Origin of the sequence: Chryseobacterium sp. W4I1, from assembly GCF_030816115.1 — a bacterium.
In the GTDB taxonomy this organism is placed as follows: Bacteria; Bacteroidota; Bacteroidia; order Flavobacteriales; family Weeksellaceae; genus Chryseobacterium.
In genome coordinates, this window is sequence record NZ_JAUSXQ010000001.1 from 919939 (window position 1) to 935509 (window position 15571).

Sequence of the window (15571 nt, forward strand, 5' to 3'; positions counted from 1 at the left end):
CTGATATCATTTAAAAAACAAATCATTTATAAAATGAACAACGGTATTATCATATTAGATTTCGGATCACAGTACAACCAGCTTATCGGAAGAAGAATCCGTGAGATGGGTGTATATTCTGAAATCCTTCCTTTCAACACCCCTTTACAGGATATTTTAGCAAAACAGCCAAAAGGTATTATCCTTTCCGGTGGACCAAGCTCTGTAAACGCAGAAAATGCTCACTTAGTAGAAAAAGAACTATATGAGCAGGGAATTCCTGTCCTAGGAATTTGTTATGGGATGCAGCTTACGGCTCACCTTTTAGGAGGAAAAGTAAACAAAGGTGAAAAAGGAGAGTACGGAAAGGCTCATTTAGACATCATTAAAGAAAGCTCTTTACTCAAAGGAGTTACTCAAAATTCTATCGTATGGATGAGTCACTTTGACGAAGTAGGAGAATTACCTGCAGGTTTTGAATTAAATGCAAAATCAGGAGTAATGGCTTCCATTTCCAATGAAGACAAAAAGATCTACTGCGTACAGTTCCACCCGGAAGTTTCTCATACAGAAGAAGGCGGAAAAATGCTTGAAAACTTTGTTTTTGCCATTTGTGATGCTGGAAAAAACTGGAAACTGACGAATTATATCGAAAAAACAGTTGAAGAAATCCGTGAAAAAGTAGGAGACAGCAGAGTGATCCTTGGACTTTCAGGAGGAGTTGATTCTTCTGTAGCTGCGGTTTTAATCCATAAAGCGATCGGTGATCAGCTAACATGTATCTTCGTAGATACAGGTTTATTGAGAAAAGAAGAAGGCCAGAAAGTAATGGATAACTATGGAGAACATTTCCATATGAACATTAAAATGGTTGATGCTAAAGAAAGATTCCTTTCAAAATTGGCAGGAGTAGACGATCCGGAACAGAAAAGAAAGATCATCGGAAACGAGTTTATTCACGTTTTTGATGAAGAATCCCATAAAATTGAAGGTGCTAAATTCTTAGCTCAGGGAACCATTTATCCTGACGTGATCGAAAGCCAGTCTGTGAATGGCCCATCTGCAGTAATCAAGTCTCACCACAATGTAGGAGGACTTCCTGAAGATATGGAATTCGAATTATTAGAGCCGTTAAGAGAACTTTTCAAAGACGAAGTAAGAAAAGTAGGTGAGGAGTTAGGTATTCCACATCATTTGGTACACAGACACCCTTTCCCTGGTCCTGGATTAGGAATCAGAGTATTGGGCGCTGTAGATGCCGAAAAAGTGAAAATCCTTCAGGAAGCTGATGATATTTTCATCGAAGAATTATACAAAAATGATCTTTACGAAAAAGTATCCCAGGCTTTTGTTGTATTACTTCCTGTAAAATCTGTAGGTGTAATGGGAGACGAAAGAACTTACGAATACACAGCAGTCGTTCGTTCTGCCAACACCATCGACTTTATGACGGCAACGTGGAGCAGACTTCCTTACGAGTTTTTAGATACGGTTTCAAGCCGAATCATCAACGAAGTAAGAGGAATCAACAGAGTAGCTTACGATATTTCAAGCAAACCACCTGCAACGATTGAGTGGGAATAATTCTGACTTTAACTATAAATATAAATCCTGCCTTTTGGCGGGATTTTTTGTTAACTTACATTATAAAAATAAAAGTCTTCAGCGGAAAAAGCGTCTAGATTATTCATATAATCAAAGTAGGTATTGTAAATATCCGGATCTACAGATAAGCATTGATCATGCACTGTATTGACCATAATATACTGTATATCATCAAAAATTGTTTAAAATAAAATTTATTTCTGGTAAAAATTTGTTTTCTAAGAAGATGATTGGATAATTTAAACAAATATATCCTATGATTTTTTCTTCTGAACTTAAAACGCCGAACTTTTCTGCATTTATTTCAATGTCAACATGATAATTCAAAGACAAATCATTTACTACTGATTCGAAATCAGAGTGCTTCCAATTTGTATTTGAGTTGATTGCTTCCTGTATGTTTTGAGTAATATCCACTGTTAAATTAATTTAAATGATTGTGAACTACTTTCCTGTAAGGATTTAAGTTAAATTTTTTCACTAAATTTAGGTAAAATTACGTCAAATGCAAATAGAAACGAGACCCCTGACTGTTCAGGATTATGATGAACTGGTAGTAACAATGAAGCGTGCATATCCACAAATGTCAGAATCGATATGGTCCAAAAAAAGCATCGAAAAACTTACTAAAATATTTCCTAAAGGTCAGATATGCATTACAGTAGACGGGAAATTGGCTGCCGTAGCCCTTTCCATTATTGTGAACTATGATGAATTTGGGGATGACCATACTTATGTGGATATTACTGGAAATTATACCTTCAATACCCATCTTTCAACCGGAAATGTACTTTATGGAATCGAAGTTTTTGTAGATCCCGAGTTTCGTGAGCTGCGTCTGGGAAGAAGATTGTACGATGCCAGAAAAGAATTATGCGAACTGCTTAATCTGAAGTCCATTATTCTTGGTGGAAGGATCCCGAACTACCATAAATACAGTGACGAACTTTCTCCAAGAGAATACATCCGAAGAGTAAGAGATAAGGAAATTTACGATCCTGTACTGTCTTTCCAGCTTTCCAATAACTTCCTTCCCATAAAGATTCTGAAGAAATATCTTCCCGAAGATGAATCATCACTGGAAAACGCCGTTTTGCTGCAATGGAATAATATTTATTACAGTAAAAAGCCTAATACTATGCAGGACAGTATCATCCGTCTGGGATTGGTACAGTGGCAGATGAGACATTTTAAAAATATTGATGCCTTCTACGAACAGGTGGAATTTTTTGTGAATGTAATGGGCGACTATAAATCAGATTTTGTACTCTTTCCTGAACTCTTCAACACGCCTTTGCTGGCCCCTTTCAATAAGCTTTCGGAAAGAGACAGTATGATAGAGCTGGCTAAGCTTAGTGAAGAAATCAAGAATAGAATTTCCGAACTGGCGATCAGCTATAATGTTAATATTATTTCAGGAAGTATGCCTGTTTTCGAGAGTGAAACGAATGATCTGTATAATGTAAGCTATCTGCTTCATAGAGACGGCCGCATCGACGAATACCGTAAAGTTCACATCACACCTAACGAAAGAAAGTATTACGGAATGAAAGGCGGAAACGAAATAAGAGTTTTTGATACCGATTGTGGAAAAATAGGTCTTGTGATCTGCTATGACGTAGAATTCCCCGAACTTCCGAGAATTCTCGCTGATCAGGGAATGAAAATTCTTTTTGTACCCTATCTTACAGACACACAAAATGCTTACATCAGAGTACGTCATTGTGCAGCGGCAAGAGCAATTGAAAATGAATGTTATGTAGCGATTGCAGGATGTGTAGGAAACCTGCCGGGTGTGAATAATATGGATATCCAGTTTGGACAGGCCGCTGTATTTACCCCTTCAGATTTTGCTTTCCCGTCCAATGCGATAAAAGGAGAAGCAACTCCTAATACGGAAATGACCCTCATTGTAGATGTTGACCTTAATTTATTGAAAGATCTCCACCATAATGGCTCTGTACAGGTGATGAATGACCGTAGAAAAGACCTTTATGAAACCTATCTCAGGTAAGTAATATATTTAAATAGAATATCCTGTCCGTTGGGCAGGGTTTTTTTATGGTTTAATCTGGATTAAAAATAAAAAAGAGCAGATAAGAATCTGCTCTATATTTAAGTTCATTACTGTGGGCATATAACTGCCGGACAAATCAGTCTCGGACATCTTGGCCTTCCGTCAGTAGGGCAGCATTCATTTGAACAGTTGCCGATAATGATGCCACTTCCTGAAATTCCTTTTAATTGTTCTCTTGATAATTTGTTGTTACGTAAATTTTTCATTTTCTAATATTTTTAGGTTAGCTTGTAATTTGTTGGCTACTAATATAAAAAAATATTTTTAATAGCCTGCTTTAAATTTTTTTCCTAATATTTTTATCATTTTTTTTTGATATTCCGCTGAAATTACTATCTTCACTAATCAATTTAAATAAATAATAATGACAGGAACAGTAAAATGGTTTAACGAGACAAAAGGTTTTGGTTTTATCACACCAGACGGAGGCGGAAACGATATTTTTTGCCATCATTCAGCCATTCAGGCTTCAGGCTTAAGATCTCTAAAAGAAGGTCAGACGGTTGAGTTTGATATCAAAGAAGGTAAAAAAGGACCTGAAGCAGACAATGTTAAAGTAGTAGGTTAATCCCTTATTAAAATATTGTTAAAGTATAACCGCCATATTTTGGCGGTTTTTTTGTGATTTGTTATCACGCATAATGTTTTTACCGGTAGCATTTATAGGTATCCAAATTAAAAACACCAATAGGAACAATTTTTGGAGTAATTTGCACCAACTATTTACAAATATATGTTTGACAAGCAGCAAAGAAAACTGAAAAGATCAGCCAGACTTATCTCCGTACTGAGCAAATACGGCTTTAAAGATATGCTGGCAAGAATGAATACCGGAAATAAGCAGGAGCAGATCTCCACCGATCCGGATGAGATCATTTCCAAAGGAACAGTATATGAGAGAATCAGACTGGTATTGGAAGAGCTTGGGCCTACCTTTGTAAAGCTTGGTCAGACATTCAGCAACAGGGAAGATCTTCTTCCGCCCGAACTGATCCAGGAGCTTCAGAAGCTTCAGGATAAAGTAGATGTGATAGATATGGATGTAGAGGAAATTCTCGAAAATGAATTCAATATATCAGTCAAAGACCACTTTCAGGAAATTCAGAAAAAACCTTTGGCTACTGCATCTATTGCACAGGTTTATAAAGCCATTCTCAAGGATGGAAGTCCCGTGATTCTGAAGTTTAAAAAACCTGATGTTCAGGCCATTATAGAAGACGATTTGTTACTTATAAAGGACCTGGAAAAATTAATTTCTGCTTATTCGGAAATTGGTGAAAAACTCAATCTGAAACAGGCCATTTCCACCTTTGAAAAATCTTTACTGGAGGAAGTTTCCCTGATCAACGAAAAAGACAATATTCTTCAGTTTGCCCGTAACTTTAAAGGGAATAAAGAAACTTATGTTCCGAAGATCTATGAAGATTTTTCGAATAATAATATCCTCTGTATGGAGTTTATTGACGGCATTAAAGTCACTGATAAAGCTGAGCTTTTAGCCAATACTATTGATCCGGTAAAGGTTTCCGAAGTGGGATTGAGGTTATTTGTTTCTCAGATCCTTGATTACGGTTTTTTCCATGCAGATCCGCATGCCGGAAATATCTTAGTGAAAAAGGATGGAAAAATTGTTTTTATCGACTTTGGTGCCGTAGGAAAGATTCAACCTAATGATAAAGAAATCCTCGAAAAGCTGATCGTAAGTTTTGTAGCAAAAAATCCCCATAAAATTGTCAGGTATCTTAAAAAAATGGCTGTGAGCTATGAAATTCCGGACGAAAGACGATTTGAAAATGATGTGGAAGATATTCTGAATTTTGTTCACAGCTCCTCGCTGCAGGACATCAATGTTCAGGTGATCATCAATAAGATGAAAGATATTCTGAAGGACAACAGGCTGCACATGCCGGATTATTTTTATCTTCTGTTTAAAGGAATCAGTCTGATAGAAGGCGTTGGAAGAACCATCAATCCCGAGCTGGACATTGCGAAAAGCCTTCATCCATATACCCGGAAGATTTTAACCAAAAAGATCAGTCCTAAGAATCTTTTGAAAACAGGGATGGACAGAATGATGAATTTCACGGATAATGTAGATGAAATTCCTAAAGAACTCAGATCTGTTCTTCAAAAACTGGATGACAATAAATTTACGATTTCCAGTGAGATCAAAAATATTGAGAAAACAAACCAGCTGATCAAATCAAGCATAATCAATTTAATTTTGGCGATGATCCTCGGAGCCAATATCATTGCTACTTCTATTGTTTTCGCTTCCGAATCCGGACCGCGAATAGGAGAGCTGTCTTTAGTTGCGGTGCTGGGGTTTGTCTTTTCTATAATTTTGGTTTTAGTACTTTTACTTAGGGTAACAAGAAAATAAGAAGTTAGAGGCTAGAATTAGCTGTTGAATATGAAATCCACATTCCGAAACCTAAAAACGACAACCTATGAAAAAACTTATTCTAATGGCCCTTAGCATCTGCAGTTCAATACTTATGGGTCAGAAAACATCCGAAGAAGGAGTATTAGGAGATTTTGATGGTAATGGCACAAAAGAATATGCTTATACAAAAGTGAGTGACTGCAGTGACGGATGTGACGGGAAATGTGAAACAACCATTTATTTCAGTGACAAAAAAATAAAAACGTTTATAATTTTACCTGCCAATGGCGGTGCATTATATAACCTGGGAGATCTTAACGGGGACGGAAAAGATGAGATCGGTTTTTATCCGGGCTGGTGTACAAGTTGCTGGCACGCTTTTCATGTATATACGCTTAGTAATAACAGCTGGAAGCCTTTAGTCCCTTCTATTTCCACACACTGTTCACAATGGGAAGAAGAAAAATTTCCTATCAGAAAAGACCCTAAAAAGAAAGGCTATGTGATTATTACATCAAGCAAGTGGGAGGATGATGATATCAAAATTAAAAGTGAAGGTGTAAAGGTGAATTAAGTTTTAATATGGATTTTTGTGATGCTGGATTATAAGTTTCGAGTCTGGAAACTGAAATCTTACGTCTGATATGTAAGTATGATTCATAACTTGCTTCACGTGAATGAGTTGTATATTGTTCTGTGTAAATAAACCTAAATACCTATCTTTGCACCATGGAAAAACTCACTTTTGCAGATTTTGACCTTCCGGTTAAAATTCTTGATGTTTTAGCGGATCTGGAATTATTCGAGCCTACACCTATCCAGGAGAAGAGCATTGGCCCTATACTTTCAGGGAGAGATGTCATGGGAATCGCACAAACCGGAACCGGAAAAACATTAGCCTATCTTTTACCCGTTCTTAAAACATGGAAATACAACAAAGCAGGGAATCCTACTGTTTTGATTCTTGTTCCTACAAGAGAACTGGTAGTACAGGTAGCTGAAATTGTTGAGAAACTGACAGAAAATATCACTGCAAGGGTGATCGGAATATATGGAGGAAAAAATATCAATACACAAAAGCTGTTATTTAATGATGGTTGCGATATTTTGGTAGGAACTCCGGGAAGGGTAATGGATCTTGCTATTGACAATGCGATTTCATTAAAAGAAGTACAGAAGCTGATTATTGATGAGTTTGATGAGATGCTGAACTTAGGTTTCAGACCGCAGCTTACCCATATTTTCGAAATGATGAAGCCGAAGAGACAGAATATTCTTTTTTCAGCTACCATGACGGAAGCTGTGGATGAAATGCTGGATCAGTACTTTGCCAATCCAATAGAAATTTCACTGGCAAAATCCGGGACACCTCTTGAAAAAATTGAACAGACCGCTTATAAAGTGGAAAATTTTAATACCAAAATCAATCTTCTTGAGCATTTATTGAAAACTAACGAAGATATGTCTAAGGTGTTGATTTTCAATAACAATAAGAAACATGCCGATCTTTTGTTTGCTAAAATTGATGAACTTTTCCCTGGGCAGTTTGATGTGATCCACTCCAATAAATCTCAGAACTACAGGCTTAAAGCTATGAAAAGTTTTGAAAACGAAGAGGTTAGAGGATTGATTACCACCGATGTAATGGCTAGAGGTCTTGATATTTCAAATATTACCCATGTAATCAATTTTGAAACTCCAGATATTCCTGAACAATATATTCATAGAATAGGAAGAACGGGTAGGGCAGACAAAGATGGTAAAGCGGTGACATTTGTAACCAAAAAAGAAGAAACTCTGATTCTGGACATTGAATTATTAATGGATAAAGCTTTAAAATTCAATGATTTCCCTGAAGAAGTTAAAATAAATCCTAAAAAAATCGCCTCTGAAGAAGATCAGATCGTGATGAAAAATCCGGCACAGGTAAAACTGAATGACGGAGGTGGAGCTTTCCACGAGAAAAAGGATAAAAATAAAAAAGAAAACTGGGGAGGCCCTTCAAAAAGAAAAGCACCCAAGAAGTTTGGAGCCAACAGAGCCCAACAGAAAACAATTTCAAAGTCTAAAAGAAAAAAATAATAGAAAAAGGTCTGGAAATCCAGACCTTTTTTATTGGTATCAGTATGTGGTACTATTTCATATAAGGTTTCATGACCTTCGCCCAAACTTCATATCCTTCGGGAGTCAGGTGAAGCATATCTTCCACAAAAAGATCTCTTCTTACATTCCCATTAGAATCTTCCATGGCTTTAGTAATATCAATGAACGCTGCATGAGGTTCCTTTTTCATGAAAGCGGCGATCTTTTTATTTGTTTCTTTCATCTGCGGCCATAGAATTTCGCGGCTCGGAGAATATTTTATTGAAATAAAATCAACCTCGATATTTGGAAATCTTTTACGAATCTTTTGATAAAAGGTTTTAAATCTGTTAACCACTATTTTGGCTTTCAGATCATGGTTGTCTGCAAAATCATTATCGCCGCAGTAGATAATAATCTGTTTAGGCTGATAAGGGCTCAGTAAGTCATCAGCAAAATCATTCAGGTCCGTCATTCTTGATCCTCCAAAACCCCTGTTGATAATTGTTTTATCAGGGAAATAGCTGGCAACATCCGTCCATTTTGTAAAAGAGGAACTTCCAATCAGAAGGATTGCATCTTTAGGCGGTGCATTCTCTTGATCAAGTTTTTTGAAATTCTGAATGTCCTGCCAGAACATAGGCTTTTTTTCCTGTGAGAAGGATAGGGCAAAATACAGCAGCATAAATGCTGAAAGAATCTTCTTCATTGTAATCAATTTAAAAATAAGTATAAATTTAATGAAAAACTCCCGATAAAATCGAGAGTTTTGGTTTATCTTCAAAATAGAAATCTCTATTTATCTTTTTTATATGTAATATAAGTCAGGTCAGCTATCTCATCACCATTAAAGTCAGAAGCACCGAACAGCTGTGCTATTTTCAGATCCTGATTCGTTAAAATTTCTACTCTATAAGCTCTTTCGCTGTCGTTGTCATATTTAATGCCTAAAAGCTTGGTCTCTTCAGAATAAGTATATTTTCCTTCGGTTTTCCCGCTTTCATTACATTCCAGGCCTGTCCCTGAATAAGAGGTATAGCTGGTAAAATAGTCAGATCTGAAGTGCAGTGTATTTTTAGCCGAACATCCGGAAGGTACCTCGGTACTAATTACTGTTTTATTGTCTTTTCCGGAAATAATTTCTGTTTTGATCACCTTCCAATCCCCGCTCATCATTTCCAACTCATAGGCTTCAATGTTGTCATCTTTACAGGAATTTAGGGCAAGAGCAGAAAAGGCAAATAAAAGTAGCTGTTTTTTCATTATCACAAATTTTAGAATATGCTAAAATATAAATAAATTTGAAATATCTATAATGAAATCATGCTTTTTTAAACGAATGTTTATAAATAAAAGAATTTTACATTATCAAGCCGGAGGAGAAAGCGGATAATCTGTTTTTTAACGAATTATTGCCAATGGTGAATCTTTGCTCCGCCAGTAAAAGTGAATATTCCCATACATTATAAGCCTATCATTCACATTTCATAATTCATCATCCACCTCCTCCTCCGATCTTTTTAATAGCTCATTTCCACAATCTTATAAGCATCCTGAGGCGTTAATTTTTTATACTCCCCAAGACCAGACCAGTTTCTGTCTGTGAATGCTTTTTCTACTCTTTCAGCGGTCCCTTTATAATCTTCCGTATATTCAGAAAGTTTGGTTTTAATGTCAAGGCTGTGGAAAAATTCCTCCATTTTTTTAATTCCAAGTTCCGCTTTTTCCTCTACCGTTCCATCCTTGATTCCCCAAACTCTTTCAGCATATTGAGCTAGTTTTCCTTTCTTCGTTTCAAAGTTATAGCGGTAGTGGGAAGGAGCAATAACGGCTAAAGTTCTTGCGTGGTCAATTCCGAAATAAGCAGTCAACTCATGTCCCATAGCATGAACTGCCCAATCCGTGATCACTCCTTTCTGGATAAGCCCGTTCAGCGCCATTGTACAGCACCACATAAAATTCCCGGCAGCGTCATAATTAAAATCATCAGCCAGCACTTTTGGAGCCGTTTCCTGAAGGCTGATCAGGATGCTTTCTGCAATTCTTTCCTGAAGATCCGCAGAAGAAGGTGCCGTCATATACTGTTCCAGCACATGAGTGTAAGCATCTGTAATTCCGTTCACGATCTGGTTTTTAGGAATTGTTCTGATCACTTCAGGATCTAAAACTGAAAACTGTGGGAAAAGCCCTGGTCCGCCTGAAGATAATTTTTCATTGGTTTCTCTTCTCGAAATCACATATCCTGAATTCATTTCAGAACCAGTTGCCGGCAATGTCAGGATACTTCCGAAAGGCATTCCCTTGCCTTCAAATGTTCTTACTGAATTTTTAAGAATTTCCCAAGGCTCACCGTCATAGTTGGCAGCTGCTGAAAGGAATTTAGTTCCGTCGATTACAGATCCTCCGCCAACAGCAAGAAGATAATTAATATTTTTTTCTTTGATAAAGCTTAAAGCATTCACCAGAACTTCATATTCAGGATTGGCAGGAATACCTCCGAACTCATACAGATCATGATCTTTCAAGGCTTCTTTTACCTGATCGTAAACACCGTTGTTCTTGATGCTTCCGCCACCGTAAATCATTAATATTTTGGCATCTTTTGGAACCTCACGGGAGATTTTAGCGATCTCACCTTTTCCAAAAAGTATTTTTGTCGGATTTTTAAATTCGAAATTAAGCATTGTTGTAAATTTATTAGATTCAAATTTACGCATTGCATTATGAAAATTGAGTTAATGAAATTCTAAAATTACTATCAGAGTCTTTTATAATAACAATTTAAAATATACCTGTTTTTGCTTGGGGACACTGTTGATTTTTATTTACCCCTTTATTGTATTGGGGAAACACTTGGATTGCAATTTTCACTTTTAAAATAGACACCCTTATTTGTAGATTCCAGTTTTCCGGTTCTTCTGTTGATTTTTATAAAGTAAGATTCTTTCATTTCCGGACAGCCTTTAGACTTTGAGACATACAGATAAATATGCTTATCTTCAATCTTATAGGAGCCACTCAGTTTATTGCTGGTATCTATTATAAAGCCATAAGTTTGGGCCAATAAAATAGCTTCCGGAAGATTGTCAACTGTTCCGATGAAATCTCTCAGTTGTTGTTCGTTGGAGAAATAGACGGACCGGTCTTTTTTGCAGGCAAGAATATAGGAAAAACATCGGTTGCCCATACATTGCTGGAAGAAGCCTTTCTCAGGAAGAGGTTCGTTGATGGTCATAAAATCCGGCATCTGACTTTCATAAATCACAGCCTTTTCAGGATCTGGATCATTAGTAAGGACTCTCCAGTAACCATATTCTTTATCCGGAACAATGAACGGATACAAATATTCAGCATTATCCAGAATATCCGGAATTTTTTTGAAATCGGCGGGAACTGTATTTTGGGAAAGTAATAAACCCGAAATTAGAAAAAAAATGATCGAAATAATTTTCATACTTATTATTTTTAATAACATTAAGAATTTTATCTATTGCAGTACAATTTTATAATATCCTTTTTCGTCTGTTACATCAATACCTACGCCGGTAAATGTTAATTTATTGATCTGATAGCCATCACAACCTCCTTTAAATTCTGACGACTGTATAGAAAAATCAAAACTTTTAACATTAGATTGGAAAGTATATTTTTTTATCCCGTTATAAGCACCAACATTTTCTAAAATAACCATATCCTCGGATGTTTTGGTTAATTGTATCCCCACCTGATTTTCATCTTTAATTGAATACATAGTAAGTGTTCCATTGGTGATCAGATTCTCATCATTAGAGTTAACAAATTTGAACGCTATCGTTTGAGGAGCATTATAGCAATCTTCGCCGCAAGCTGTTAAGGTAAAGGCCATTAAAATGAATATGAATATATTTTTCATTGGATCAGTTTCTGTGAAAAGTAAAATTAGTCAATAAACGGTTCTATGCAAAATTATAATAAGCCTGAGTTGTTATTACCCCGAATGTTCCGGGAAATAGTTTACCGATTGTCACTTGCTGTTGAAGGAGTATACAGCATATGTTCTGCAAACGGAACAATTTTATTATGTTCAATTTTTCCTTTGATATAGACCGAATCTCCATTTCTGAAGACATATTCTTTCACTAAAATATTTTTTAAACCTTTATAAGAATGATAATAATTCTTGATCCACGGATGAACATTTCTCAGTGCATCCATTTTTAGGTTTTCTGAAGTTTTATAAACCCTTATATGATATATTTCACTGGGCTTTGCACTGTAGATATCTTTGGTGAAATGAGTTTCTCCACCACCAAGGCTGTCCATAATGCATAATTTAAAATCAATGGGATACAATTTACCGTTGACTGAAAGCTTTGTTCCTTTTGGATATCCCGCAACCATATTATAGTCGAAATTTTCATAAGTTTTATACTTGCCGTATTGGGCTTCATCTGAAGCTAGATAAGATTTTACATTACCAACACGCAAGAGATAAAGGGCCGCCTCTTCCCCGGATGCGGGTGAAGTTATCGTTTGATCCGTATAGACTGCGCATTTCAAAACAGGAAGAGCATCGATTGCTTTTTTCTGCTCGTACCTTTCCAGATTGGCGTTTTGTATGTTACTAATTCCACTGAAAGCAAAGGACCAGAAGCCCATAAACATAGCTATAGCAACCAAAATAAATAGCGAAAAAACAATGAGGATAATTTTTAAACCTTTCTTGTCGACGTTAGCCCCGTTTGTATTGATATTGGCTTTGAAATTGAATTTGATCATGGAAACAGAAAACTTAAGCGCCAAAACTAATTAATTTTCTTAAAAAACAGTAGAATAATTTTATTCATGGCACTTTATTTTTTTGTCATTTGTCAATTAATTTAATGCCAAAATCCATTACATTTGTTATATGATACACGACCAACGAGCAGAAAAATTCAGGCAGATCGTGGAGAATAAATTCCAGATCTACAATTCATTATTTATGAGCCTGCCTTATGATAAAATGACTAATATCGGGATGCTTCTTCCCTTCCTTTATGAGGAAAGCCGAAACGGATATGAAGAAGGCAAGACCCCTGAGGGAATTGTCGAAGATTTTTTTAAAAACCATACAGACCTTCAGACTGAAGAGCAGAAATTAGAGCTGCTTTTTAAAATCATACAGTATATAGAAAGACAGGTGGTTTTGTTTGACAGTATTGAAGATGCTGCATTCCCGAACCTCCACTCCGAAAGTGATAGCGGAACAGTGACTAATCTTTTTGAGCGTTCATACCAGGATCACAAACTTGAAAAAGTACGTGAGAAATTGAAAGATTTTACGGTGAAAGTTGTGTTTACAGCACACCCAACGCAGTTTTATCCAAGTTCTGTGCAACGGATTATTCAGGATTTGAGAGGAGCTATTACCGGTGATTCTGTGACGCAGATCGATATGCTTCTGCAGCAGTTGGGGAAAACACCTTTCGTTAATAAAGAAAAGCCGACTCCCATCGATGAAGCATTAAGTATTATCTCTTATTTAAGATATGTTTATTACGATACCATCGGAGAGCTGTTTACTAAGATCAAGAAAACCTTTGGAAACAGTCATTTTCACCTCCATGAAGATATTATCCAGCTTGGTTTCTGGCCGGGCGGCGATAGAGACGGAAACCCGTTTGTAACCGCTGATGTTACCAAAAGAGTGGCTGAAGAACTCCGTTCAGCGATCCTGAAATCCTATTACAGTCATTTAAAATTCATCAGAAGAAGATTAAGCTTCAGGGGCGTTTCTGAAGTTCTGACACAATTAAGTGATGAACTTTATGGTGCAATCTTCAACGGTAATATAATCACAGCAGAAGATATCCTGAAAAAAGCAGACGAAGCAGAAAAAATACTGATTAATGAACATAATTCTCTGTTTTTAGATCTTCTGTCTAATTTCAGAGACCGTGTAAAAATTTTCGGGACCCATTTTGCTACATTGGATATCCGCCAGGACAGCAGGATCCATCAAAAAGTGATTGATGAGGTTTTCACAAAAGTATACGGTGCCATTGAGGCCAGTGAAGAAGAAAAATTCAATAAACTGATCCAGATTGGTGAAAAAGTCGATGCAGATCAGTTTGAAGATATTGTAAAAGATACTTTATTGACTGTCTGCCAGGTTTCCGAAATTCAGGATCTGAACGGACAAAGAGGAATGAACCGCTACATTATTTCTAATTCCGATGCTGTAAAAGATGTCATGAATGTATATGCATTCTTTAAAATCTGCGGTTATCAGGATGAAGAGATCAAAATGGATATTGTTCCGCTTTTTGAAACGATGGAAGGTTTGGCCAATTCAGAAAATGTAATGAACGAGCTGTATCAGAATCCTGTCTACAAAAAGCATCTTCAAAGCAGAGGAAACCAGCAGACGATCATGCTTGGATTTTCAGACGGAACGAAAGATGGAGGCTATTTGAAAGCAAACTGGGAGATTTATAAGGCTAAAGAGGTCTTAACTAAACTTTCCGTTCAGAATGGAATTAAAGTCGTATTTTTTGACGGCAGAGGTGGTCCGCCGGCAAGAGGAGGTGGAAAAACACATGACTTCTATGCTTCACAGGGAAATACCATTGCCAATAATAAAATAGAGCTCACCATTCAGGGACAGACGATCACAAGCATTTTTGGAAATAAAGAACAGGCCAAATACAATTTTGAACAGTTGCTGACTGCCGGTGTTGAAAATGATGTTTTTAAAAATTCTAAGAAAGACCTTACAGAAAAAGAAAGAAAGCTGATTGCCGAGTTGGCAGATATTAGTTATAAAAAATATTCAGACCTCAAAGCGCACCCCATGTTTGTCCCATATCTTCAGGAGATGAGCACACTGGAATACTATGGGAAAACAAATATCGGAAGCCGACCGTCCAAAAGAGGAAACGGTAGCGAACTGAAGTTTGAAGATCTTAGAGCAATTCCGTTTGTAGGCTCATGGTCTCAGCTGAAGCAGAATGTTCCCGGATTTTTCGGGTTTGGATTTGCTATGCAGCAGATGAAAGAGCAGGGAAGAATGGAAGAGGTGAAAGAACTGTATAAAGGCTCGGATTTCTTTAAAACTTTGGTGCTGAATTCAATGATGAGTATGAATAAATCTTATTTTCCATTGACGTATTACATTAAGAATAATCCAAAATTCGGGGCGTTCTGGAATGTGCTTTTTGATGAATTTACACTTTCCAGAGATATTATGCTTGAACTTACCGGATTCAAAATGCTGCAGGAAGAAGATCCGCTTTCAAGAAAATCGGTGAAGATCCGTGAGAAAATAGTACTTCCATTGCTAAGCATCCAGCAATATGCGCTGATGAAGATTCAGAAAGGAGAAGGAAATAAAGAAGCTTATGAAAAACTGGTGACCAGATCCTTATTCGGAAATATTAATGCGAGCAGAAACTCAGCTTAAATACACTTAAAACGCCTTT

At 36.7% G+C, this 15571-nt stretch carries 14 protein-coding genes; 7 read left to right on the plus strand and 7 right to left on the minus strand.

Features of this window, described 5'->3' with window-relative positions:
• Positions 1-33 precede the first annotated feature (33 nt).
• Positions 34-1563 (plus strand): glutamine-hydrolyzing GMP synthase, encoded by a 1530-nt coding sequence (gene guaA / locus QF044_RS04275; RefSeq protein ID WP_307264064.1) that lies wholly within the window; start codon positions 34-36, stop codon positions 1561-1563.
• 526 nt (positions 1564-2089) lie between these two features.
• Complete coding sequence (locus QF044_RS04280; protein WP_307264066.1) at positions 2090-3598, plus strand: carbon-nitrogen hydrolase family protein; 1509 nt, start codon at positions 2090-2092, stop codon at positions 3596-3598.
• Between the two features lie 110 nt (positions 3599-3708).
• On the opposite strand, the gene QF044_RS04285 is transcribed toward QF044_RS04280, so the two are convergent.
• Positions 3709-3867 carry a hypothetical protein gene (locus QF044_RS04285; RefSeq protein ID WP_307264068.1) on the minus strand — a complete coding sequence of 53 codons (159 nt, stop codon included), beginning with the start codon at positions 3865-3867 and terminating at the stop codon, positions 3709-3711.
• Between the two features lie 158 nt (positions 3868-4025).
• Between QF044_RS04285 and QF044_RS04290 the strand changes: the two genes are divergently transcribed.
• The 4 genes from QF044_RS04290 (at position 4026) to QF044_RS04305 (ending at position 8129) form a co-directional block, all read left to right on the plus strand.
• A complete protein-coding gene (locus QF044_RS04290) occupies positions 4026-4229 on the plus strand; it encodes a cold-shock protein (protein WP_307264070.1) in 204 nt (67 codons plus the stop codon).
• 165 nt (positions 4230-4394) lie between these two features.
• Positions 4395-6044: an AarF/ABC1/UbiB kinase family protein gene (locus tag QF044_RS04295; protein ID WP_307264072.1), complete on the plus strand. Its 1650-nt coding sequence runs from the start codon at positions 4395-4397 to the stop codon at positions 6042-6044.
• Between the two features lie 67 nt (positions 6045-6111).
• Positions 6112-6621: a hypothetical protein gene (locus tag QF044_RS04300; RefSeq protein ID WP_307264075.1), complete on the plus strand. Its 510-nt coding sequence runs from the start codon at positions 6112-6114 to the stop codon at positions 6619-6621.
• Positions 6622-6776: 155 nt separating this feature from the next.
• Positions 6777-8129: a DEAD/DEAH box helicase gene (locus QF044_RS04305; protein ID WP_307264078.1), complete on the plus strand. Its 1353-nt coding sequence runs from the start codon at positions 6777-6779 to the stop codon at positions 8127-8129.
• Between the two features lie 52 nt (positions 8130-8181).
• Here QF044_RS04305 and QF044_RS04310 read toward each other — a convergent pair whose 3' ends face one another.
• From QF044_RS04310 to QF044_RS04335, 6 genes are all read right to left on the minus strand, one after another.
• Complete coding sequence (locus tag QF044_RS04310) at positions 8182-8838, minus strand: GDSL-type esterase/lipase family protein (protein WP_307264079.1); 657 nt, start codon at positions 8836-8838, stop codon at positions 8182-8184.
• Between the two features lie 86 nt (positions 8839-8924).
• A complete protein-coding gene (locus QF044_RS04315; protein WP_307264082.1) occupies positions 8925-9392 on the minus strand; it encodes a lipocalin family protein in 468 nt (155 codons plus the stop codon).
• Between the two features lie 257 nt (positions 9393-9649).
• A complete protein-coding gene (locus QF044_RS04320) occupies positions 9650-10813 on the minus strand; it encodes an iron-containing alcohol dehydrogenase (protein ID WP_307264085.1) in 1164 nt (387 codons plus the stop codon).
• A 149-nt stretch (positions 10814-10962) separates the two neighbouring features.
• Complete coding sequence (locus QF044_RS04325; RefSeq protein WP_307264086.1) at positions 10963-11583, minus strand: hypothetical protein; 621 nt, start codon at positions 11581-11583, stop codon at positions 10963-10965.
• A gap of 33 nt (positions 11584-11616) precedes the next feature.
• The gene (locus tag QF044_RS04330) at positions 11617-12021 is read right to left on the minus strand and encodes a hypothetical protein (protein WP_307264087.1); all 405 of its coding nucleotides are present in this window, start codon (positions 12019-12021) and stop codon (positions 11617-11619) included.
• Positions 12022-12122: 101 nt separating this feature from the next.
• Complete coding sequence (locus QF044_RS04335; protein WP_307264089.1) at positions 12123-12887, minus strand: hypothetical protein; 765 nt, start codon at positions 12885-12887, stop codon at positions 12123-12125.
• A 130-nt stretch (positions 12888-13017) separates the two neighbouring features.
• Between QF044_RS04335 and QF044_RS04340 the strand changes: the two genes are divergently transcribed.
• Complete coding sequence (locus QF044_RS04340) at positions 13018-15552, plus strand: phosphoenolpyruvate carboxylase (RefSeq protein WP_307264092.1); 2535 nt, start codon at positions 13018-13020, stop codon at positions 15550-15552.
• Positions 15553-15571: the final 19 nt, after the last annotated feature.